A 23,750-nucleotide genomic window follows, 5' to 3' on the forward strand; every position below is an offset into this window, starting at 1 on the left:
GTGCCATTGTGCTGCCATCTGCGCTGTTTATTCCCCATTAGCCTGAAAAAATCCTGATTTTTGTCAAACATAATAAAGTAATATCTTTAGGTTACAGGTATTTCCTTTAATATGCCTTGGTCGACTGATTGAAGTTTCAATGAAATAAAAACAAATACCAATATCAGTAAATGAAATTTTCCAACCACCTGTTAGAATACTTGATAGACATACCCAAAGAACTTGGTGTTGCCGATCAGCAACAAATGAACTCATTCCGATAAGCATACTCAAGTAAGTAAGCCGGGGTGTGGAAATGTAGCCGACGCTGTTGTGACTTCAAGTACGAACGGGATAATCCTGAATTTTCCTCTGCCGTGGGCCCGAATGGATGAATAACCCGACTCAACTTTCATTGTTACAAGACCAAATTCGTCATCGCTATGAGACGTTAAGCAAACGCTTAAAACAAGTTGCTCGTTATATATTGGATAACAGTAATAGCATTGCATTTGATACGGTTGCTTCCATTGCGGCTCAAGCCAGTGTGCCACCGTCAACCTTAATTCGGTTTGCAAATGCCTTTGGTTTCAGTGGGTTTAATGAAATGAAACAGGTATTCCGTCAACATTTGATGGAAGAAACCGTCAACTATACTGAACGAGCGCGGTTGTTCCGCCAAACCTCGACCGATGGCAACACAGCCCCAGAGAAACCGGCTGAAATATTGAATGTATTTACCATGGTGAATGCACAAGCCTTGCAACAGCTAGCTGTGCAAACCAGTGCCGAGCAATTGGACAGAGCTGTTGAGTTATTGAACAACGCAGAGAATATCTATGTGATTGGTCTGCGCCGCTCTTTCAGTGTGGCTTCCTACCTGACTTATGCATTACGTCATCTGGAACGTCGCGCTTTTCTGATTGATGGGCTGGGAGGAATGTTTGCGGAACAATTGAGTATGGTGAAGCCCAAAGATGTGGTTATTGCCATCAGTTACTCTCCTTATGCGCAAGAAGCTTTAGAGCTGGTGGAGTTAGGGGCGAAAAGTGGAGCTCAGCAGATTGCGATTACGGATAGCCAGGTCAGCCCATTGGCAGCGTTCAGCGATGTGTGTTTTGTGGTGCGGGAAGCTCAGGTTGATGGATTCCGTTCACAGGTTGCTTCCATGTGTCTGGCACAAACTCTTGCCGTCTCTTTAGCATTGAATAATGCAAAAGAATAAAGCTTCAGAGAAGGCTTGCTAGCACCAGCCTTAACGATCTATTCAATGGGTAGGATTCAACCTACCCATTGAACTCATAATCTAGTCATTACACTGAAAAAGTGACTGACTCTTACTTTTTATCGAGCGCTACTGGATATTGATCACTGTTGATCCATGCATGATCTTTTTCCCAAGTAAACTTCCATAACCGTACTGGCCCCGCCATGACATTTAAGTAATAGCTGTCATAACCTGCCAATGTTGCCACTGGATGGTAGCCCTTAGGGACCTTCACCACATCACGGTTATAGACCGGCATGCATTCATCCAGTGAACGATCGTCGGTATAGACTCGCTGCATACAAAAACCTTGATCTGGCTTCAGCCGGTGATAATAGGTTTCCTCCAGATAAGTTTCGTCTGTCGCATTTTCCTGATCATGTTTGTGACTTGGGTATGAACTGGTATTCCCCTCATCGGTATAAACTTCGACTACCAGCAAACTGTCCGCAGGTTCATTATCAGGCAAAATATTATGCACTAACCGCTGGTTACGCCCCTTACCCCGCCTCTCAACCCCCACATCTGCCGGAGTGATAAGGCGGGAAGGTAAATGACCATGACCAGGAGCGCGACAGACGGCCAGTTCTAAATCAGTCTCTGCCACAATTTTGACATGATCATGATGTGGGACATAAACAGAATAAGGCGGTGTCCGTTCAAACGGACTCATACGTTTGCCAATATGAGGATATTCCGCACGTTGTGTTGAAACTGAAGCAATACCAGCGACTAATACCAGACAGAGTTCATTATCGGCACTCTCCAGATCCAAGGCTTTTCCCGCTGCAAGGTGATAGACATCAAACCCAACAAAACGCCAGCCCGCATTCTCTGGTGAAATATGCTGAATACGCCCATCTGCATCCGGAGACTGACATTTGGCAAGCAGTGAAGACATGATGGCTCTCCTGTTAACAACATGAAATTACACTAGCTAACACCGCCAGCAGCATTAGCCCAATGTTGGCATACTGTATTCTGAAACTGTCTGCTGACCCGTTGGCCAGCGGGCGGTTGTTGTTTTCATCCGCGTATAAAAACGCACACCGTCCGTACCATGAACATTCAATGCCCCGAATACAGAGCGCTTCCAACCACCAAAGCTATGAAATGCCATAGGGACCGGAACTGGCACATTGACACCGACCATTCCAGCCTGAACCTCGTGCACAAACTGCCGAGCAAAGTGACCGCTACTCGTGAAAATAGCGCTCCCATTACCAAACTCATGGCTATTCACGGTATTAATTGCTGTTTGATAATCCGGGACTCTAACAATTCCTAGCACTGGCCCAAAGATCTCTTCCCGATAAATTTTCATATCCGGGGTGACATGGTCAAACAGAGTACCGCCTACATAATATCCATGCTCATAGCCAGTAACCTTATAATTGCGGCCATCTGTGATTAACGTCGCACCTTCTTTAACACCTTGATCAATATACCCAAGGACTTTTTCCTGATGAGCTGCTGAAATTAATGGCCCCATTTCATTTTCTTCCCCACCTTCCTGCAAGCCAGGGCCAACGCGTAAGCGAGCAATAAGTGGTTTTAGCTTTTCAATGAGCTTATCAGCCGTGCTATCGCCAACAACAACGGCAATAGGCAGCGCCATGCAACGTTCACCTGCAGACCCAAATGCACCGCCCATCAATGCATTTACTGTCGCATCAAGATCGGCATCAGGCATAATAATTGCCTGATTTTTTGCCGCGCCGAAGGCTTGAACTCGCTTACCATGAGCACTGGCTGTGGTATAGATATGTTCGGCCACAGTAGAGGAACCAACAAAACTTACCGCCTGAATTCGTGGGTCAGTGCAAAGTTGAGCAGCACTTTCATTTGAGCAATGAATAACATTGAATACACCATCAGGCAGCCCAGCTTCAGTCAGCAATTCGGCCAAGCGCACCGAAGCAGAAGGGTCCAGTGCTGGCGGCTTCAGGATAAAGGTGTTGCCGCAAGTTAATGCTACCGGGAACATCCACATTGGTACCATGGCGGGGAAGTTAAACGGGGTTATGCCAGCAACGACGCCCAAGGGTTGCATCATTGAGAAGCTATCGACACCGGTACCGACATCGGCGGAATATTCACCTTTCAACAAGTGTGGGATACCACAAGCGAACTCGACAACCTCCAGACCACGAGTGATTTCACCCAATGCATCGGAATAAACTTTACCGTGCTCACGAACAATTAACTCTGCCAACTCATCCCGGTGCTGTTCAATCAGTGCTTTGAAATTGAACATAATACGGGCACGGCGCAGAGGGGTAGTACGTGACCAGTCGGCAAATGCCTCATGTGCTACGCCGATAGCCTGATGCACTTCTTCAGCAGTACTTTGCGTAACCTGGCCTTCAACTTTACCGGTGGCTGGATTATGAATATCGGCAGTCTGATGGCTGGAACTCAGACAATTCTTCCCGCCAATAAAGTTACTCACAATTTTCATGTCTCACCCTCTTCTTAACAGCGGCTATCGCAAGGGTCATTGAAAATGGCTATATGCCAGACACCTAACGGACCATGCGCTCAATCAGTAAGGGTTATCTTGTGGTAGAGCTAAGATAGCCCGCAAGGCGACCAGCCACCCAAAAGGCGAAAAGCCAGCCGATATGCAGACTCTATTCCATTGAAAAAAAAGTTTCAAATAACTTTCTTTAGAAATTTTATTTTGTGCGATGCATCGCAAGTTCCTGCAAGCCACTAACACCGTGGTCAAAATAACCAGAACATCTGCGCAATAGACTCATCCATCTGCATTTTCTCAATTTTCCATCCTAAAAAAGCTGTTAATGTAAAAAAAACAGTATGTTTAGTAGCCTTTACGTCGCCTTAAATAGCCTTTTCAAGACTTTTTGCTGCTTGATATTTGAGCTGGATCGAAAAATTAATATTTCGTTATTTAATAAAAATGAAATAAATGTTCTTATCAAAATCAGTATGCACGTTACTTCAATCCAACTCTTGCCCTGCTTATTTCTCTGAACAGGTTAATGCCGCAGGTTGGCGACAAGGGACACTAAACGGAGTTTTTATGGCATATCAACAAAAAAGGAATACCGGCTATGTGTTGCGGATCTGTGGCATTGCCGCTCTCGGTGGCATCTTATTTGGCTATGACACTGCCGTCATCTCAGGTGCGATAGACTCACTGAAAAGTTACTTCAACCTTAGCCCGGCAGAAACGGGTTGGGCAGTCTCTAATGTTGTGATCGGTTGTGTCATTGGTGCATTTATCTCCGGCCCCATTGCTGGCCGCTGGGGGCGCAAAAAGGCCCTTATGCTGGCCGCCGCTCTTTTTACTATATCTGCCATTGGAGCAGCACTGGCAACGACTTTCACCGTATTTGTTATCTATCGAATTATCGGTGGATTAGCAGTTGGATTGGCTTCGACGGTCTCCCCAATGTATATGTCAGAAGTCTCCCCCAAAGATATGCGCGGGCGAGCACTGAGTATGCAGCAATTTGCCATTGTATTTGGGCAGATCGTCATCTTTTACGTTAACTATAAAATTGCCAGTCAGGCTACGGAGTTGTGGCTCATTGAATATGGTTGGCGCTGGATGATTGGCTCGGCTGTCATTCCCTGTGCGTTCTTTTGTATCTTTGTTTTCTTTATTCCTGAATCCCCACGCTGGAGTGTCATGGTCGGCCGAGAAGACCAGGCATTAGCCATGCTTACCAAGGTTTCCAATGCCAACCACGCCCAGAATGTGTTGAGCGAAATAAAAGTATCACTGGCTCAAGATAAGCAACAGCATAAGAACCGGCTGAATTACGGTGATTACAGAGTCCGTTTTATTATTTTTGTTGGCTGTATGCTGGCAATGCTGCAACAGGTCACTGGCGTTAACGTCATGATGTATTACGCTCCCGTGGTGTTGAAAGTGGTCACCGGTAATATGCAAGAAGCACTATTCCAAACTATCTGGCTTGGTGTACTTCAATTGGTGGGCTCAGTGATTGGCGCAATGCTAATGGATCGTATGGGCCGGTTGCCACTAATGCGCTTTGGTACCCTTGGCACCATTCTCGGGCTATTGATCACATCCTTCGCCCTCTATAACCAGTCGACTGGTTATCTGGCACTGTTTGGCATGTTGTTCTTTATGATCTTCTACGCTCTTTCATGGGGGGTTGGGACTTGGGTGCTAATTTCTGAAATATTCCCCAACCGTATGCGGGCGCAAGGCATGAGTATTGCTGTTGGCTGCATGTGGGTCGCTAACTTCGCTGTCTCACAAAGCTTCCCAATGATGAATGACCAACCTTATCTTTCATCTCAATTCCACGGTGCCTTCCCAATGTGGATTTTCGCTATCTGCTGCTTGTTCAGTTATTGGTTTATCTGTCGCTTTGTACCTGAAACTAAAGGGGTAGCATTGGAACATATGGAAGAAGCCATGCTGGCAAAACGATCGAAACAGTCTCTATCAACAGCAGTACCGGTGATTCCCGGCAGGAGCAAATAACATGTCTATTGCACAAAATCGTTTCTGTATAAATCGTAAGATCGCTCCAAATTTAAGTATCGAAAACTTTTTCAGATTGGTTAAAAAGTGCGGGTTAAATAAGGTTGAGTTACGTAATGACATGGCAAGTGGCAAGGTCACTGATGAGTTAACAACAGCACAACTGAATGAACTGGCCGATGAATATGAAATTGAAATTGTGACCATCAATGCGTTGCAATACTTCAATTCTCCAGAGCATAGATCTGCGCTGTTGCAAGAAGCAGAAAGCATGCTAAAACAAGCACAAGCAATTCATTGTCGTGGAATCATTTTATGCCCAAACTGTAGTGCCAGTGACCGGCGTTCGGCCGAGCAAAAAGAGCAAGATACACTGGATGCTTTGTTGTTGCTCGCCCCACTCTTTAAAAAATATCAGGTCACTGGACTAGTGGAACCCTTGGGCTTTGGCATCAGTTCATTGCGCTCTCATCTACTAACACAATCCATCATTCGTAAATCTGCAGCCCCCTACAAAATGGTGTTGGACACCTTCCACTACTATTTAAGTGACATCGATAAAGCCGAGTTTGATGCACATATTGACGTCAATACTATTGGTCTGGTGCACCTCTCGGGTGTCGAAGAAACACGGTTAAAATCCACGCTGACAGATGAGGACCGCATCATGCTAAGTGAACAGGATAAGCTCAACAGCAAACAGCAAGTCATCAATCTTGAGCGGTTAGGCTACCAAGGAATATATGCTTTTGAACCGTTCTCATCACTATTGAATACTTGGTCAGAGGCCGACATTGAAAGAGAAATTCACCACAGCATTGCTTACCTACAAAACTAGCAAGCAAAAACACTCTTGATGGTCAGTATCGACGAGCAAATTTAGTGCCTTATATGGGAATTTAAAATGTGACATCGGGATACCCGGCTATCAGGTATCCCGAAATATGTTGGATAAGGTTTCCTATTAATTGTCATTCAAAACCCAGCTATTAGGCTCTTCGACCACACCACCGAACAGCCAAACTTGCAGCACCGGCAAGGGTAATCAGCGCAACAACACCAGTCCAGCCCATTTTTTCTAACATTAGGCTACCCAAGGCTGACCCTACAGCCATCCCAACAAACACGCCGGTAAATAACAGTGCATTAAGTCGGCTACGGGCAGCGGGTTCAAGGTTATAAATAATGGTTTGATGCGCGACTAATGTGGCTTGAACACCAAAATCAAAACCAACTGCACTCACAACAATCAGCCCTATCTGAAGCTGAAATGGTAACAAAGGCAAAAGAAACAGAGCGGCAAACGACAATGTTGCCAGGCCTGCGCCAATTAAAGTAACCACTTGTGGCCCTCGACGATCCGCCAATGAGCCAGCTAGCGGTGCTGCCAACGCACCCGCAGCACCGGCAAGGCCGAATGCACCCGCAACTGCACTGCCAAGGTGATAAGTATCCTGTAGCATCACAGCTAAAGTGGACCAAAATGCGCTGAATCCTATAGATAATAGTCCTTGTGATAAGGCAGCCCGGCGTAAGTCTTTAAACTGTAGCCACAAATGGCTCATTGAGGTGAACAGAGCCGGATAACTCAGCGTCGAGGTTGCTGGTAGCCCTGGTAAACAGCGCCAGATCACCAGAGTGATTAAAATAACTGACAGTGCAGCGCCCATATACAGTGACCGCCAACCGAAATATTCAGCGACAAAGCCACTCAATACCCGTGACAGCAAAATACCCAACAATAAACCCGTCATAACCGTTCCGACTGTTTTTCCGCGTTGGGCCGCCGAGACTAAGCTAGCGGAAGCCGGAACAATGTCTTGCGCCATCGTTGCCGCAAGGCCGATAACAAAACTGGTGGCAAGTAACCCGCTGATACCCGGTGCAAAGCCGCTAAATAACAATGCAATAGTCAGCAGAATACCTTTCAACAAAATGATAATCCGGCGGTCATGGCGATCCCCTAGCGGGGCAAGTAATAATATGCCTAAGGCATAACCAATTTGTGTCAATGTCGGCACCATACCTACCGCACCTACGCTGGCATGCAAATCACTCCCTATAACACCCAATAGTGGTTGGCTATAATAAATCGATGCAACGCTAAGACCAGCGCCAGTTGCCAGCATAAGAACTGTCCGCCCGGAAAGAGCTTGTTTATTACTTTCTGCAGGACTTGATGTGGTTTGAATGACTGACATGATGGCTACCTGTAATGTTATTGAGGCTGTATTTTTGCCTGCACAGACACATCTTGGTAGTCGCCTGAAGAGTAAAACTGTTATACGCTGCATGCATGACAGAACCTAACTTATCTGGCATTGACCGTATAGAGTTGATGCAAACATTTATTCGTATCGTTGAAGCGGGAAGTTTGTCCGGGGCAGCAGCACGTCTGGGCACAAGCCAGCCAACAGTTAGCCGCCGGTTGCAAACACTGGAACGTTTACTTGGTTTGAAATTATTGCAACGTACCACGCATATCATGAAGTTGACCGATGATGGCGAGCGTTGCTATTCCCATGCCAAAGAGTTGGTTGAAAGCTGGAATGCCATGGAGGATGACCTACGGGGTGCAACAGACGAACCCAGGGGCTTATTGCGTGTATTGGTCCCGCACGCTTTCGGGCAAGATCAGTTAATCAAACCACTTAAAGACTATCTAAATCGTTACCCGAAAATGTCGGTTGAATGGACGCTAAACGATCGGCGACCAGATTTTATTGCCGAAGGTATTGATTGTGCTATTCAAGTTGGAGCGGTAACCGACCCTTCGGTTGTCGCTATCCTTCTGGCTGAAGTGCCGCGTATCGTCATTGCCGCGCCTGAGTTATTAAGCAACAAGCGGATACCCACACATCCCGAACAATTGCTGGATTTTCATTGGATAGCATTAAATTCGTTTTACCGTAATGAAGTCGTTCTCAGTCATAAAACAAATGGTGAAATCCAACGTTTTTCCATTGAACCACAGTTGAGTACCGACAGCCTATATGCATTACGTAATGCTGCACTGGCAGGGTTAGGAGCAGGTATTGCATCAACATGGGTAATCAGCGACGATCTGGCCCAAGGACGATTAGTCCATCTGGCACCAGATTGGCACGGATTACCTTTACCCATTTATTTAGTTTATCCCCACGCCAGTTTTTACCCTGCCAGATTGTGCGCGTTTCTCGATATCATGCGCCAAGCCATGCCAAGTTTGGCGGGAACACAACTTCCGAGTAAGAAATCTAGAAATACGCCAAGGTAACGATCGTGTTCATATGAATCAGGGAGCCAAATACTCCCTGTTGAGATAATAATTAAAGCGTAACGATATTTTCTGGGGGCAAAAACAAATAAATATTAACTAACGATAGCATCAACCTGTTCAGCAAAACTTTTCATACAATCGGCCATATATTGTTGAGTGACTTTTGTCACTTTCTCGTAGTTGTTTACTTGCCACTGCTCCAATGGAGCTTTAATAGGTTTAGGCTCACAAGTAAAATACATTCCACTCTTTTGCCAGGTTTCTTTCTTTTTACTGAAGTTAGTCACATACCGTAATTCATAGTCTGTTTCTGAGCCAGATAAATTCTCATACATTAATAACCAGACACTTGGGCGCACTTCTATTTTTTCCATATAGAGATGTTTAGGTTTATCCGCCAACCCTTTCTTTACTTCGGCTTCAATATTTGGCATGAAGTAGCCGATACTCGGATTACTCAAAACGACTATTTTTGTGCCTCTTAAATCCTCTTTAGTAAAAGTACCGCCCGAAGCACTGCCCGCAAACGCTTGAGCAACAAAAGCCACGACAGAGACACCGACCGCGGCAGCAGTATCGGAGCGGGTAACCAGGCGCAATGAGGTATCTGTGGCATGGCTGTTTCCTACTTCCAGCTTGTTATAAGCAGATATGGGTATTTCTGCACCATTCTCACCACGAATGGCTTTCTTTTCGACTTCAGTATCGAAAGGCTGTTTACCAGCACAACCCGATAACAACGCAGATACTAATATAAGACAAAGAGATTTAGAGTATTTCACTATATAGTCCTTTAGATAATTTTTTAAATAAACAGCAGCAACCTAATGTAAGTTACTTAACAAGTGATTTTTATTAATGAGGGATCAATCCCAATATTATATATTGCTGTGTGCATAAAGATTTTAAGGCAAGATAGACTCATGCATAAGCAGCATATCATATCATCATATGAGGATAATAATTAAATAAATCATTATTCTTGATAGTGAATGTAATTTAATAAAATTAAAAATTTCACTAAGCTAAATTTCCTAGATGAAAAAATATTTCTTAGGTTAGCATGATATAAAATTATTTTATAAAGGTTATTATTAGCGCACAGGGTATTCCAAGCTCGCGATATGGGTATGCCGACACCGAGTTATCGCCAACAGAATTATAAAAATTATTATTTTGCTGTTCGCGTCAAACCCCAGCCAATAATTATCTTAGTCAAGATTGATGTAACCTTTCACGGCCTGTACCAGATAACACAACGAAGAAAAACGTCCTAACACGAGTAGAGCTTAGCCCTGCAAACCACTATGGCTGACACTGCGGCTCTGCTTTTTCAGATTTAATCTCAGACAATAGCCAAAGTGAAAAGTCCCGCATAGCGGCAGTTTCTGTGCGGGATTGTAGACGAGTTAACCAATACCCACCCAAGCTAATCGTCGTACTAAAAGGCTGGATAATACGTTCACTGAGTAACAGATGAGTAAACATCGACGGGGGAGCCAGCGCGATGCCTATCTCTGCTTGTGCCGCTTCCAACATACTCACCGACGAGTCGAACACCATTATTTGCTGAGAGGGTGAAGGCACGCATCCTCCAGCAGCAGTAAACCATGCTGACCATTCATCACGTCGATAGGAACGCAGTAGAGTAAATTTTTGTAGGTCATTAGGGTGGCGTAAACTCCCCGCCAATGAGGGTGTGCATAGAGGAGCCAATGGCGCATCGCACAAAAATTGTGACTCGGTATCATGCCAGGCACCATTACCATAGCGGATAGCATAATCCAGCCCTTCCGCCACCACATCCACACGATTATTGTGTGTTGAAAGTAACACATCCACATGTGGATAACGCTGTTGAAAATGCCCCAGACGTGACAATAGATAGCCGGTTGCAAAGGTCCCAACAACCCCCACTCTAACTTTTTCACGCATCACCCCGGCGGAAAAACGGTCTAGCGTGTCAGCGATACGATCAAAGGAATCATTAAGGATTGGTAGCAGATTCTCACCTTCAGTTGTTAACACTAATCCGCGTGAAATACGAATAAAGAGACGACAATTAAGGTGTTGTTCTAGCGCTTTGACCTGCTGACTTATTGCTGCATGGGTAACGTTTAATTCGATAGCAGCCTTAGTAAAACTTAACTGTCTGGCCGCAGCTTCGAAGGCACGAAGTGAATTTAGCGGAATATAACTACGTACCATAGGTTCATCTGTTAGATTTTCTATTATCAAGTATCAAATATAATCGATTGTTATCCATAGTCAATCATCGCAAAATCTGCAGCGCAAATGGAGCCACACTGCTTGTCGTTTATTAATCGATGGAAGATTTCCCAATGTTGAAAAAATCTATAATCAATACTTTGGTCTTTACCACTATCGCAATTTCCCCACTTTATACCTCGGCACAAACCATACTGACGCAACAACAAGTGGCGACTATCGTCAATAAAACCCTTAAGCCGTTACTCGAACAACAGAATATTCCGGGTATGGCCGTCGCGGTATTTTATGACGGCAAACCGCAGTTTTTTAACTATGGCGTAGCGGATATAAAAGCCGGTATTCCAGTCACTGAAAATACGCTGTTTGAACTCGGCTCAGTCAGTAAGACCTTTACCGGAATCGCAGGGGAATATGCCGTGCAAACCGGCATAATGGATCTTAATGATCCCGTGACAAAATATGCTCCTGAGCTAACGGGTCGTCAGTGGCAAGGGGTGAAAATGCGGCATCTTGCGACCTACACGGCAGGAGGTCTTCCTCTGCAACTGCCCGACTCGGTTACAGACCAAGAATCGCTGTGGCAATATTATCAGCAGTGGCAGCCACAGTGGGCACCGGGTGTAATGCGGAATTACTCCAATGCCAGCATTGGTTTATTTGGTGCATTGGCGGTGAAAAAGAGCCCATTAACCTTCGAAAACTACATGAAAGAACATGTGTTTCAGCCATTAAAACTGACCCATACTTTTATCACTGTCCCTGAATCGATGCAGTCAAACTATGCTTGGGGATATAAGGATGGTCAGCCAGTGCGCGTCACATTGGGCATGCTGGGTGAGGAAGCTTATGGGGTAAAATCCACCTCGAAAGATATGGTGAGGTTTATGCAGGCTAATATGGATCCAGACCACTTATCAGCCGAAAACGATACGTTAAAGAAAGCGATCATCGCAGCTCAGTCTCGCTATTTCCAAGCTGAAGACTTGTTCCAAGGATTGGGTTGGGAAATGTACAACTGGCCTATCGATCCGCAGAAAGTCATTGCCGACAGTGGCAATGATATCGCTTTGAAACCGCGCAAAGTGGTGGAGTTACTGCCACCACAGCCTGCAACACCGGCATCTTGGGTTCATAAGACTGGCGCAACCAATGGCTTTGGTGCCTATATTGTTTTTATCCCAGAGCAGAAGATTGGCATAGTGATGTTAGCTAACAAAAACTACCCTAATCCTGTCCGAGTGCAAGCAGCCTATAATATCCTGCAGGCATTGCGTTAAGAGTCCTGCTTTATAGCCTCTTAATCGTATTAAGAGGCTATATTTCAACTATCGACATGGCTGTTTATTGCACCTGCTTTGCTGCCAATGCTTGGGCGCAAGCCCAGGCAGAACTCCAAGCCCATTGAAAGTTATAGCCACCTAACCAACCCGTGACATCAACAACTTCACCAATAAAGTACAATCCTGGCACTTTTTGGGCCTCCATTGTCTTAGAGGAGAGCTCTTGGGTATCTACACCACCGATGGTGACTTCAGCGGTGCGGTAACCTTCAGTCCCATTGGGTTGTACACGCCACTGCTGAAGATTAGCCACCAATGCTGCTTGCTGCGGAGCATTTAATTGCTTCAGAGTCACATCTGGTAGCTGATCCAGAGTCTGAAGACATTCCACTAGCCGCTTAGGTAGCAGTTGAGCCAGCGTATTTTTTAATGTCTGATTCGGGTGTGCCTGCCGCTCATTGTTCAGGAATGTCTCTAAGTCAGTATCAGGAAGTAAGTTAATGCTCACATACTCGCCAGCCTGCCAGTAGCTTGAAAGTTGCAAAATTGCCGGGCCAGAAAGCCCACGATGAGTGAATAAAATACTCTCACGAAAACTGACACCATTCTCTGCCGTAACCACTGCAGGCACTGAAACACCGGAGAGGGTTTGTAGATGCTCCAATAACGGTTTATGCAAGGTAAAAGGCACCAATGCGGCGCGGGTCGGCAATACTTTCAAACCAAATTGTTCGGCCAGCTTATAACCAAATGGAGAAGCACCTAAGCCGGGCATAGACAGCCCGCCAGAAGCCACAACAAGTGAGTTAGTGCTCACTTTCACATCGTTAATATGTAGCAGGAAGCCACTCTCGTTTTTTTCGACCGACAGAACATCGCTGCGCAGCCGAATGGTCACTTGCCCCAATTCACACTCTTTCAGCAGCAACTCAACCACTTGTTGTGCCGAGTCGTCGCAAAACAACTGCCCTAATGTTTTTTCATGCCAGGCGATGCCATAGCGATTCATCAGATCGATAAAATCCCATTGGGTATAACGTGCTAAAGCAGATTTACAGAAATGAGGGTTTTGTGAAAGATAGGCTGCGGGTTCTACAAACATATTAGTAAAGTTACAGCGGCCACCACCGGACATCAGAATCTTGCGCCCTGCTTTTTTGCCGTTATCCACTAATAGTACCCGGCATCCTGCTTGCCCGGCCTGAGCCGCGCAGAATAGCCCCGCGGCACCTGCACCTATCACTACCACATCAAACTGTTCCACACTGGGCCTCATTGAGTCAGAAAATCATTGCTGCAAAATCGTCCGCTTTTAGTCGGTTTGCGGATTATTGAGTTCATTCGACCGACAAATTTGCGGCGGGAGATTGTAAGTCGCCCACCAACAGGAAGCTATAGTAAGAAAATGTCTCATACGGTAAAACTAAGTAACCTGCTGATATAACATACATATGTTGTGCAAAAAGACAATTTAGTCTGCGGTCATGTCAAAAAAAGGTCATATTTTCCTTTTCCCCACCCCCCATTGTCACTGATAATGCGCCGCGTTCATGTCCACAAACTGGCGTAACGCTTATGCTACATCTTTTCGCTGGCCTGGATTTCCATACCGGCCTAATGTTAGTTCTTGCTTTGTTGTTCGTGCTGTTTTACGAAGCCATCAATGGTTTTCATGATACAGCCAATGCGGTTGCAACCGTAATTTATACCCGTGCCATGCGTTCACAGGTGGCTGTCGTAATGGCAGGGGTGTTTAACTTCCTCGGCGTGATGCTGGGCGGTTTGAGCGTGGCCTATGCCATTGTTCACCTATTGCCTACTGATCTGCTGTTAAACGTCAGTTCGGCACATGGGTTGGCCATGGTCTTCTCTATGCTACTGGCCGCGATTATCTGGAATTTAGGCACTTGGTATTTTGGTATCCCAGCGTCCAGTTCACATACGCTGATTGGTGCAATCATCGGTATTGGTTTAACCAATGCATTAATGACCAGTACATCTGTGGTAGATGCACTGAACGTTCCTAAGATGATTCAAATCTTCCTGTCATTAATCCTGTCCCCAATTGTGGGTCTGGTTATTGCTGGGTTGATGGTGTTCCTGCTACGTCGTTACTGGAATGGAACCAAAAAGCAGCAACGTATTCACCTGACTCCCGCTGAACGTGAAAAGAAAGACGGTAAACGAAAACCGCCATTCTGGACCCGTACTGCGCTGATCCTATCGGCTATTGGTGTGAGTTTCTCTCACGGCGCTAACGATGGTCAGAAAGGGATTGGCTTGATCATGCTGGTATTAATCGGCGTGGCTCCAGCCGGGTTTGTCGTGAATATGAGTGCTACAGGCTATGATATTGCCCGCACCCGCGATGCAGTGACTCATCTGCAACAATATTATCAGCAGCATATTGAGGCATTGCCTCATGCTATCGCGCTGAAGCCACTGGTACCGACGCCGGAAACATTGCCGAATACACCAGCACAGTTCCACTGTGATAGCTCACGCGCCATGATAGCCATTGACCAAGCACAAACACTGCTGGCTAATTTGCAAAGCTATGACGACCTGACAGTTGACCAACGCAGCCATATGCGTCGTTTGCTGATGTGTGTCGCCGAAACCGCAGGGACTGTGGCTAAACTGCCAGAAACCAGTGCTCAAGACCGTCGTTTCCTCAATAATCTGCGTACAGATTTGTTGGAAACAGTGGAATATGCGCCAACCTGGATTATCGTTGCCGTCGCTCTGGCCCTCTCTTTGGGTACCATGGTTGGCTGGAAGCGTGTTGCAGTGACCATTGGTGAGAAGATCGGTAAGAAAGGCATGACCTATGCGCAAGGGGTTTCTGCCCAGATGACTGCGGCGGTCTCTATTGGTATTGCCAGTTATACCGGTATGCCAGTGTCGACAACCCAAGTGCTCTCTTCAGCTGTTGCCGGGACCATGTTGGTCGATGGTGGTGGTGTGCAGAGTAAGACGGTGAAGAACATTATGCTGGCGTGGGTATTAACCTTGCCAATCTCTATTCTTCTTTCCGGTGGGTTGTATTGGATTGCATTGAAGTTTATCTAAATCCAGCGAATGTATTGCTGTCATAGTGCGCCATTAGTGCAAAACTGTGATGATACTGGACGGTAATAGCACCGGACAGTAATGGTAAATAAAAGGCGGCCTTATTAGGTCGCCTTTTTAAATGCTGTTATGCCAATATTTCATACTAATACCACAACATTAATCCCACCAGACTGACCACGACCAAACCACAAAGTGCACTGGTCAGTATAAATTGCCCACGTAATCTCTCACAGCGTCGGATAAACTCCGGATCGTGGTGATCAAGATAGCGTTGAGCAAAAATATAACCGACTAATCTAATCTGTTTGCTCGGCTGACCATGGGAGGTAAAAAATCCACCACCATCAACATATTGATACAGCAACGGGTCGCAACCACGTAATACCACTAACAAAGCACGTAATGATGAATAATAACGTGCCATATTAATCACACATACCACACACAGAGCCCAAAAAAGCGCGACGGTACTGATCATAATCATCCTCCCAGCGATATCACACACATTAGGCCAGTAACCTGAACCTGCTGCGCCATCGCTCACTCTAGCCGATACAAACACCCCCAGGGCCTCAAAAGCCACCCCCTATCGTTCGCTTTCTGACTGTGGTTCGATGCGTTTTCGCGCGACACACTATCCGAACGTGTAGGACTCCCTCTATGAGTGTAGGAAATGAAATGAAAAATAGCCTGATAATCTCTAAATTAAGCCAATTTTGGCCTTTGTTAAGTATCGATTAGTATTAACTTATATCGAATTTTTCTGACTGTGGAATACATTTAACCCACACAAACATTGCCTAAATATTAATCTTTCTTAACTAAGTTATATAAATTTCACCTCTGATATATGTAAGCTATATATGCATCACAAATATGAAATTCCGTCCATCAGGATGCTTTTTCAGCGCTATACTTAATGTAATGATCTGCTTTAAATTCAATCAATATAGCAATGTACCAAGGTAATCAGCGGTAGAGTTTAGTCACCGCTTGGTGTAAAAAGACATACGCTGACTTTAGTGATCATCATCAAAACAGTGTGTTGTGATCCGTGAAACACTTCAATTAGGGGTCATAATGGTACTATGTAGATATCGCGTTAGCACCCGTTCAATAGGTTGAATGTTTGCTTACCCATTAATTAACATTATGGAAGGAGTTTACTTATGGCTTACAAACACATTCTGATTGCGGTTGACCTATCTCCGGAAAGTAAGGTGTTGGTGGAAAAAGCGGTCTCCATGGCCAGACCGTACAATGCCAAAGTTTCCCTGATCCATGTTGATGTTAACTATTCAGACCTCTATACCGGTCTGATCGACGTTAATCTTGGTGATATGCAAAAACGCATTTCTGAAGAAACGCACAATGCATTGACCGAACTTTCGCAAAATGCAGGCTATCCCATTGAGCAAACTCTGAGTGGTAGTGGCGATTTGGGTCAGGTGCTGGTTGATGCTATTAAGCATTATGATATGGACTTGGTATTATGTGGTCATCATCAGGATTTCTGGAGCAAGTTGATGTCTTCAGCACGCCAATTGATCAATACCGTCCATGTGGATATGCTCATCGTGCCACTACGCGATGATGAAAATGGTGAAGACGATTAAGCATCAATAACGTCATCCCTCCCACGCCCGCCTTTTGCGGGCGTTTTTTTTGAATGCTTCAGAGTAAAGCCCCGCCAGCACTGCTAACCACTCATTGATAACCCTGCTAAGTTTTTTGTTAAAATCCCTTGCTGTATGAATATAAACCAGTGATATAGTCAAGGATGCACAACATCGTCTCCTCACAGTTTTAACAATAATAATTCGTCAGGAGAGTCTTAATTGGTACAAGGAATTTTTAGTGATGAATGGTTTAACCTCTCTGGAGTCGTTTTTAGAATCTTTACAACAACGTGATGCCAACCAACCAGAATATCTCCAAGCTGTACGTGAAGTATTTACGTCACTTTGGCCCTTTCTGGAGCAAAACCCGCATTACCGTGAACAAAGCCTGCTGGAACGTTTAGTCGAGCCAGAACGCGTCATTCAATTTCGCGTTGCCTGGACCGATGATCAAGGTAAAGTCCAAGTTAACCGTGCCTGGCGTGTTCAATTTAACTCGGCAATTGGCCCTTTTAAGGGCGGGATGCGTTTCCACCCCTCAGTAAACTTATCAATTCTTAAGTTCCTGGGTTTTGAACAGACTTTCAAAAACGCACTGACCACACTGCCAATGGGCGGCGGCAAAGGCGGTTCTGATTTTAATCCGAAAGGAAAAAGTCAGGCTGAAGTCATGCGTTTTTGCCAGGCACTGATGACCGAACTTTTCCGTCACCTTGGCCCGGATACTGATGTCCCAGCGGGGGATATTGGTGTTGGCGGCCGTGAAGTGGCCTTTATGTCCGGCATGATGAAGAAATTATCCAATAACACCGCCTGTGTTTTCACTGGCAAAGGGCTTTCTTTCGGCGGCAGTTTGATTCGCCCAGAAGCAACCGGTTACGGTTTGGTTTATTTCACCAATGCCATGCTAAAACGTCACGGTTTAGGTTTTGAAGGTAGAAAAGTCTCTGTTTCCGGTGCCGGTAACGTGGCGCAATATACTATCGAAAAAGCCATGGAACTGGGTGCTCGTGTTATTACGGCTTCCGACTCCGGTGGCACAGTGGTTGATGAGGCCGGTTTCACACCAGAAAAATTAGCCCACCTGGCTGAGATTAAAAACAAACGCTATGGTCGTATCGAAGATTATGCCCGTGAACGTAATCTGGTTTATTTAGCCGACCAACAACCGTGGAGTGTGCCGGTTGATATCGCTTTGCCTTGTGCAACACAGAACGAGCTGGATTTACCTGCCGCTCGCCAGCTGATTGCTAATGGGGTTAAAGCGGTTGCCGAAGGCGCTAACATGCCGACAACCATTCAAGCCACCGATGCTTTCCTGGAAGCTGGCGTGCTGTTCGCTCCGGGTAAAGCAGCCAATGCCGGTGGTGTTGCGACATCTGGCCTGGAAATGGCACAAAATGCGGCTCGACTGAGCTGGAAGTCAGAGAAGGTTGATGTTCGTTTGCACCACATTATGTTGGATATTCACCAATCTTGTGTTGAATATGGCGGCGAAGGTAAGCAAACCCACTATGTACACGGCGCAAATATTGCTGCCTTTGTCAAAGTAGCGGATGCCATGCTGGCCCAAGGCGTGCTGTAATTAACTCCCTCTTCCCATATTCTTTGAGAAAGTAATACAAAAAGAATATGGGATATTTATTTATATTTCATATAATAAACCAAACATCATTTATATTTCAGTTTGTTATTTAAGAGAATACTCATTTAAATAATCATCATTATCTGTAATATCCCCCTCGAATTAACACTTTTAAAAATAGCGTGCTTTAGATAATGAAAGGCTGACATAATGACGCAACACATGATAGAAAATGAAAATTATTATAAAGAATTAACCCGTGAACCATGGAAGAAAAACACTAACAATAGCACCGCAACTCTATTTTATTCATTTAATACCAACTATCCTCTATGGGAATCAGATATCGAAATACAACAAGGTGCGCCAATATTCTCATTTAATAGACAGCAAATTCGCCAGGCTAAAATTGCAATGCAAAGCTGTGCAGATGTCGCGAATATCCAATTTATTCAAGCCTCTCATAACCATTCCGCTAACCTAATTTTTTTAAACTACGGTCAGCCAGATGGAAAGAATGTTGGTTATGCTTATTATCCAAGCCCAGATAATTTCAGCCCAGTATGGACTAATTTCGCTGTATCCAATATTTCATCCCCCACAGTTATAAACTTTGGCGGGTATGCTTTCATACATGAAATCGGCCATGCCTTGGGATTAGGCCATTCCCACGGTCCTAATGGTCACACACAGCAAGTCAGCGTCATGAGCTATTTATCTGAACAAGACTCTGGGGCTGATTATAGTGGAAACTATCCATCAACACCGCAAATGCTTGACATAGCTGCGCTCCAATACCTCTATGGTACCAATATCAGCACGCGTACTGGCAATACTACCTACGGCTTCAATTCCAATAGCAACCGCCCGTATTTTACGGCATATAAAGCCCGTGACGTATTGATATTCTGTGTATGGGATGCTGGCGGTATTGATACATTTGATTTCTCCGGCTATTGGCAAAATCAAAACATCAATCTGAATGAAGGTAGTTTCTCTAATATTGGCGGATTAATAGGGAATGTCTCGATTGCCACTGGGGTTTGTATTGAAAATGCCATTGGCGGTAGTGGTAATGATAATATTTGGGGCAATAGTGAAAATAATAGGATAGCCGGGGGGCTTGGAGCGGACCAACTTTGGGGCGGAGGAGGTAGTAATACTTTTGTTTATTACAGAGTTAGTGACTCTTTAACAACCTCGGCTGATACCATCCACGATTTTAACGTAAATAAAGATACCGTCGATTTATCCACCTTAGGCGTGACCAAAAATAAAACTAGGCTAGTAAATAAATTTAGTCACGATGGTGGGACAGAAATAATGCAGAAATATGATTCCGTGCGAGATATTACGTATTTAATGATTGATTTTGACAATAACAAATATGAAAACGACATGCTGATTCAACTTACCGGTAAGCATCAGTTCTCATTAAACAATTTTATTTTTACTCCACAGCTGACTGCATGATTTTTATCCCCTTCAGACCTCAAGCAGTAGCATTGAACCATGAAGGGGCAATATCTCTACGACATTAAGGAAGATGAGTATATAAATCAAAACGGTGGCTTTTCGTCGTCACTGCGGCCTGTGCGGCAACTCCCGCCAGTGGTTCGGCGTAATCGGGCCGTTTGACCACCACTCGCTTAGTGGCCAAAGCACGGGCAGGTGCCAGTAAACCATCAGCATCTTCATCAGCACCCACCAATGATTGGAACACCCGCATTTCCTTTTTAACCAGCGCACTTTTTTGCCGATGTGGATACATAGGATCGAGATAAACCACTTCAGGCCGGGGTTCAATCTGTGCCAGCGCTGTTAAGCTGGAAGCATGTAATAAGGTTAATCTTTCGCGCAGCCAATGACCAATCTCCGCATCCTGATAACCTCGGCGCAAACCATCATCTAGCAATGCGGCCACCACCGGATTACGTTCCAACATTTGCACATGACAGCCCAACGCCGCCAGTACAAAAGCATCGCGCCCCAAACCTGCGGTCGCATCGACCACCCGTGGAAGATAGCCTTTTTTGATACCCACCGCTTTTGCTACCGCCTCACCGCGCCCACCACCAAATTTGCGCCGATGGGCCTGGGTGCCGGAAACAAAATCAACATAGATACCACCGAGTTTCGGCTCATCGCGCTTGCGCAGCTCGAGACGTTCAGGTGTCAGTACCAACGCCATGATCGCCTGCTCGTCAGACACCAAACCCCAGCGCTCGGCCAGAATAGACAAAGCGCCGGGATCGGCGCCTGCTTCAGACAATAAACAAATACTTACCTGTGACACATTCTAGCCCTTAATACCGTAATGGCGCAGCATAGCATCTAACTGCGGCTCACGACCACGGAAGCGCTTGAACAGAGTCATTGGCTCCTCGGAACCGCCACGGGACAGAATATTATCGAGGAAGGACTGGCCGGTCGCTGCATTGAAAATCCCTTCTTCTTCAAAACGCGAGAACGCATCAGCAGAGAGCACCTCCGCCCACAGGTAGCTGTAATAACCTGCCGCATAACCACCCGCAAAGATATGGCTAAAGGCATGCGGGAAGCGGCCCCATGTTGGTGATGGCACCACTGCGACCTGTTTTTTAACTTCATACAAGACAGGTAGGATCTGCGCCCCCGTCAGTGGGTCGAACTCATAATGCATGCGGAAATCGAACAGACCAAACTCCAACTGGCGCAGAATAAACAGCGCCGCCTGATAGTTTTTCGCCGCCAACAATTTATCTAGCATTTCTTGCGGCAATGGCTCATGGGTTTCGTAATGACCCGAAATGAAGGCTAGCGCCTCCGGCTCCCAGCACCAGTTTTCCATAAACTGGCTTGGTAACTCGACGGCATCCCACGGCACACCATTGATACCAGAAACCCCCGCAGTATCAATTTTGGTCAGCATATGATGCAAGCCGTGGCCAAACTCATGGAACAAGGTGGTCACTTCGTTATGAGTGAACAGCGCCGGTTTGCCGCCGACCGGTCCATTAAAGTTACAGGTTAAGTAAGCGACCGGCTTCTGCAATTGGCCATTTGCCAGACGCAAACTCCCGACACAATCATCCATCCAGGCCCCGCCACGTTTATGCTCACGGGCGTATAAATCCAGATAGAAGCTACCGCGCAGCTCGCCACTGGCATCAAATAGCTCGAAGAAACGCACATCTGGATGCCAGGTATCCACATCGTGGCGCTCTTTGGCAGTAATGCCGTAAATACGTTTCACTACCTCGAACAGCCCTTCCACTACACGCTGTTCAGGGAAATAAGGCCGCAATTGTTCATCACTGATAGAAAACAGGTGCTGTTTTTGTTTTTCGGAGTAATAGGTGATATCCCAAGCAGCCAACTCACTGACGCCATAATGTTTTTCAGCAAAAGCACGTAATTGAGCCAGCTCTTCTTCTGCTTGCGGGCGAGCGCGTTTTGCCAAATCATTCAAGAAGCCCAGCACCTGTTGCGGGCTTTCAGCCATCTTGGTTGCCAGTGATTTATCCGCATAACTGTTAAAACCCAATAGCTGGGCCAATTCATGACGTAAAGTCAGAATCTCAGCCATGATTTCGCTGTTATCCCATTTGCCGGCATTCGGCCCCTGATCAGATGCGCGAGTAGCAAAGGCACGGTACATCTCTTCACGCAATTGAGCATTATCGGCATACGTCAACACCGGAAGATAACTGGGCATATCCAAGGTCAATAACCAGCCATCCTGCTCTTTGGCCTCGGCCATGGCTTTGGCGGCAGCCAATGCGCTTTCCGGCAACCCTTTCAGTTGCTCAACATCCGTAATTAGTTTGCTCCAGCCCATAGTGGCATCGAGCACGTTATTGCTATACGTCGAGCCCAACTCAGAGAGACGGGCAACAATTTCGCCATAACGTTTTTGCTGTTCGGGTTCCAGACCGATGCCGGATAACTGGAAATCACGCAGCGCATTTTCTACCGCTTTGCGCTGTGGAGCCGTCAAGGCATCAAATCCCGGCCCCTCTTTTAGACTGACATAAGCCTGATATAAACCTTTATGTTGGCCCACCCAGGTGCCGTACTCAGATAGCAGAGGCAGACTTTGCTCATAAGCCGCACGTAATTCTGGGCTGTTCTTCACAGAGTTCAAATGCCCGACGGGCGACCAAATGCGCGATAAGCGGTCATCGGACTCCGCTAACGGTTGGCACAGATTATCCCACGTAAAAGGGCCTGGTTGGGCAACAACCCGCTCCACCGCTTGACGGCATTCATCCAGAGCGGATTTCACCGCTGGCACGATATCTTCAGGGTGAATAGCAGAAAATGGCGGCAGGGAGAACGGGGTCAACAGCGGGTTTGTCATAGAGTTGTCCTGGTTATTTTAAAATTTCATTCACGTTGTGAATATCAGCGCCAGAACAGATCCGGCAGCAGAGAATAAATAATGTGTGAACAATTAACATGAGGTCTACCCGCATGAAAATCAATGGGTGACGGGTTATTCAAGCACTTCAACCAGCTTAAATTGCTCAAAAACCAGCAGCATCTCAGGAGAAAAATCCCCTGCGCGTTCAAAAAATTCCTGATGCCCTTGCTGCCAGTACGTCAGGCTTTTATCGCCCTCGCCTTCTTTGGCTGCCATCTCTGCGGTGACATCGCAGTAACGAACCAGCGTTAAGCTAACCGTCCGAATCACGCAAACTGGCTCATTTCGGCCATTAAGAATGACGTTGTAATCACCAATACCCGGCGAAACCTCTGACTTATAAGCATGATATGAACCACATGAGGCCGTTTTAGCCCCACAGATCACCAATTGTGCCAGTTCATCCGCCATTTCAGGGCTATCGCCAAATGACCAGTGCAGGGCGTCAGGGTAGCGTTCGGCGAGAGTCTTTTTATTCATTATTTTATCCATTCGTTTTTATATCCATGGCAGCAAGGTGAAGTATTCGTCACAAATTAATGCTTTTCACTTTTTATCCACCA

Annotated in this window: 19 protein-coding genes; 9 read left to right on the forward strand and 10 right to left on the reverse strand. The window is 45.9% G+C overall.

The window, feature by feature from the left end; all coding sequences use genetic code 11:
* Positions 1-370: 370 nt before the first annotated feature.
* Positions 371-1,204: a MurR/RpiR family transcriptional regulator gene (locus tag DJ58_RS09910; RefSeq protein ID WP_004707148.1), complete on the forward strand. Its 834-nt coding sequence runs from the start codon at positions 371-373 to the stop codon at positions 1,202-1,204.
* Positions 1,205-1,316: 112 nt separating this feature from the next.
* Here the strand turns inward: DJ58_RS09910 and iolB are convergent, their stop codons facing one another.
* On the reverse strand, positions 1,317-2,147 hold the full coding sequence (gene iolB / locus DJ58_RS09905; protein WP_004707149.1) for a 5-deoxy-glucuronate isomerase: 831 nt from the start codon (positions 2,145-2,147) through the stop codon (positions 1,317-1,319).
* A 54-nt stretch (positions 2,148-2,201) separates the two neighbouring features.
* Positions 2,202-3,707: a CoA-acylating methylmalonate-semialdehyde dehydrogenase gene (locus tag DJ58_RS09900; RefSeq protein WP_004707150.1), complete on the reverse strand. Its 1,506-nt coding sequence runs from the start codon at positions 3,705-3,707 to the stop codon at positions 2,202-2,204.
* A gap of 585 nt (positions 3,708-4,292) precedes the next feature.
* Between DJ58_RS09900 and DJ58_RS09895 the strand changes: the two genes are divergently transcribed.
* Both DJ58_RS09895 and DJ58_RS09890 read left to right on the forward strand, forming a co-directional pair.
* Positions 4,293-5,732 (forward strand): sugar porter family MFS transporter, encoded by a 1,440-nt coding sequence (locus DJ58_RS09895; RefSeq protein WP_032910528.1) that lies wholly within the window; start codon positions 4,293-4,295, stop codon positions 5,730-5,732.
* Between the two features lies 1 nt (position 5,733).
* Entirely contained in the window at positions 5,734-6,570 is an 837-nt protein-coding gene (locus DJ58_RS09890; RefSeq protein ID WP_032910529.1) for a TIM barrel protein, read from the forward strand.
* A gap of 151 nt (positions 6,571-6,721) precedes the next feature.
* Here DJ58_RS09890 and DJ58_RS09885 read toward each other — a convergent pair whose 3' ends face one another.
* Positions 6,722-7,933: an MFS transporter gene (locus DJ58_RS09885; protein WP_032910530.1), complete on the reverse strand. Its 1,212-nt coding sequence runs from the start codon at positions 7,931-7,933 to the stop codon at positions 6,722-6,724.
* Positions 7,934-8,028: 95 nt separating this feature from the next.
* Here DJ58_RS09885 and DJ58_RS09880 point away from each other — a divergent pair, with 95 nt between their 5' ends.
* Positions 8,029-8,988: a LysR family transcriptional regulator gene (locus DJ58_RS09880; RefSeq protein ID WP_004707154.1), complete on the forward strand. Its 960-nt coding sequence runs from the start codon at positions 8,029-8,031 to the stop codon at positions 8,986-8,988.
* A gap of 95 nt (positions 8,989-9,083) precedes the next feature.
* Here the strand turns inward: DJ58_RS09880 and DJ58_RS09875 are convergent, their stop codons facing one another.
* Positions 9,084-9,773, reverse strand: a complete 690-nt coding sequence (locus DJ58_RS09875) for a hypothetical protein (protein WP_032910531.1) — start codon at positions 9,771-9,773, stop codon at positions 9,084-9,086.
* A gap of 523 nt (positions 9,774-10,296) precedes the next feature.
* The gene (gene ampR, locus DJ58_RS09870; protein ID WP_004707156.1) at positions 10,297-11,199 is read right to left on the reverse strand and encodes a LysR family transcriptional regulator AmpR; all 903 of its coding nucleotides are present in this window, start codon (positions 11,197-11,199) and stop codon (positions 10,297-10,299) included.
* 134 nt (positions 11,200-11,333) lie between these two features.
* Between ampR and ampC the strand changes: the two genes are divergently transcribed.
* Complete coding sequence (gene ampC / locus DJ58_RS09865) at positions 11,334-12,500, forward strand: class C beta-lactamase (protein ID WP_071985018.1); 1,167 nt, start codon at positions 11,334-11,336, stop codon at positions 12,498-12,500.
* A gap of 64 nt (positions 12,501-12,564) precedes the next feature.
* Here ampC and DJ58_RS09860 read toward each other — a convergent pair whose 3' ends face one another.
* Positions 12,565-13,767 carry a BaiN/RdsA family NAD(P)/FAD-dependent oxidoreductase gene (locus DJ58_RS09860; RefSeq protein ID WP_004707158.1) on the reverse strand — a complete coding sequence of 401 codons (1,203 nt, stop codon included), beginning with the start codon at positions 13,765-13,767 and terminating at the stop codon, positions 12,565-12,567.
* A 311-nt stretch (positions 13,768-14,078) separates the two neighbouring features.
* On the opposite strand from DJ58_RS09860, the gene pitA reads away from it, so the two are divergent.
* Positions 14,079-15,575, forward strand: coding sequence for an inorganic phosphate transporter PitA (gene pitA / locus DJ58_RS09855; RefSeq protein ID WP_032910532.1), 1,497 nt, complete (start codon positions 14,079-14,081; stop codon positions 15,573-15,575).
* A 145-nt stretch (positions 15,576-15,720) separates the two neighbouring features.
* Here the strand turns inward: pitA and uspB are convergent, their stop codons facing one another.
* Positions 15,721-16,056, reverse strand: a complete 336-nt coding sequence (gene uspB / locus DJ58_RS09850; RefSeq protein ID WP_005187112.1) for a universal stress protein UspB — start codon at positions 16,054-16,056, stop codon at positions 15,721-15,723.
* A gap of 691 nt (positions 16,057-16,747) precedes the next feature.
* Between uspB and uspA the strand changes: the two genes are divergently transcribed.
* From uspA to DJ58_RS09835, 3 genes are all read left to right on the forward strand, one after another.
* Positions 16,748-17,194 carry a universal stress protein UspA gene (gene uspA, locus DJ58_RS09845; RefSeq protein ID WP_004707161.1) on the forward strand — a complete coding sequence of 149 codons (447 nt, stop codon included), beginning with the start codon at positions 16,748-16,750 and terminating at the stop codon, positions 17,192-17,194.
* A gap of 244 nt (positions 17,195-17,438) precedes the next feature.
* Positions 17,439-18,782, forward strand: a complete 1,344-nt coding sequence (gene gdhA, locus DJ58_RS09840) for an NADP-specific glutamate dehydrogenase (RefSeq protein ID WP_004707162.1) — start codon at positions 17,439-17,441, stop codon at positions 18,780-18,782.
* 210 nt (positions 18,783-18,992) lie between these two features.
* Positions 18,993-20,255, forward strand: coding sequence for a M10 family metallopeptidase C-terminal domain-containing protein (locus DJ58_RS09835; RefSeq protein WP_115155770.1), 1,263 nt, complete (start codon positions 18,993-18,995; stop codon positions 20,253-20,255).
* A gap of 64 nt (positions 20,256-20,319) precedes the next feature.
* Here DJ58_RS09835 and rsmJ read toward each other — a convergent pair whose 3' ends face one another.
* The 3 genes from rsmJ to DJ58_RS09820 form a co-directional block, all read right to left on the reverse strand.
* Positions 20,320-21,078 carry a 16S rRNA (guanine(1516)-N(2))-methyltransferase RsmJ gene (gene rsmJ / locus DJ58_RS09830; RefSeq protein WP_032910533.1) on the reverse strand — a complete coding sequence of 253 codons (759 nt, stop codon included), beginning with the start codon at positions 21,076-21,078 and terminating at the stop codon, positions 20,320-20,322.
* Positions 21,079-21,081: 3 nt separating this feature from the next.
* Entirely contained in the window at positions 21,082-23,124 is a 2,043-nt protein-coding gene (prlC, locus tag DJ58_RS09825; RefSeq protein WP_004707165.1) for an oligopeptidase A, read from the reverse strand.
* A gap of 135 nt (positions 23,125-23,259) precedes the next feature.
* Positions 23,260-23,667, reverse strand: coding sequence for an ASCH domain-containing protein (locus DJ58_RS09820; RefSeq protein ID WP_032910535.1), 408 nt, complete (start codon positions 23,665-23,667; stop codon positions 23,260-23,262).
* Positions 23,668-23,750: the final 83 nt, after the last annotated feature.

This window comes from Yersinia frederiksenii ATCC 33641 (assembly GCF_000754805.1).
GTDB classification, from domain to species: domain Bacteria; phylum Pseudomonadota; class Gammaproteobacteria; order Enterobacterales; family Enterobacteriaceae; genus Yersinia; species Yersinia frederiksenii.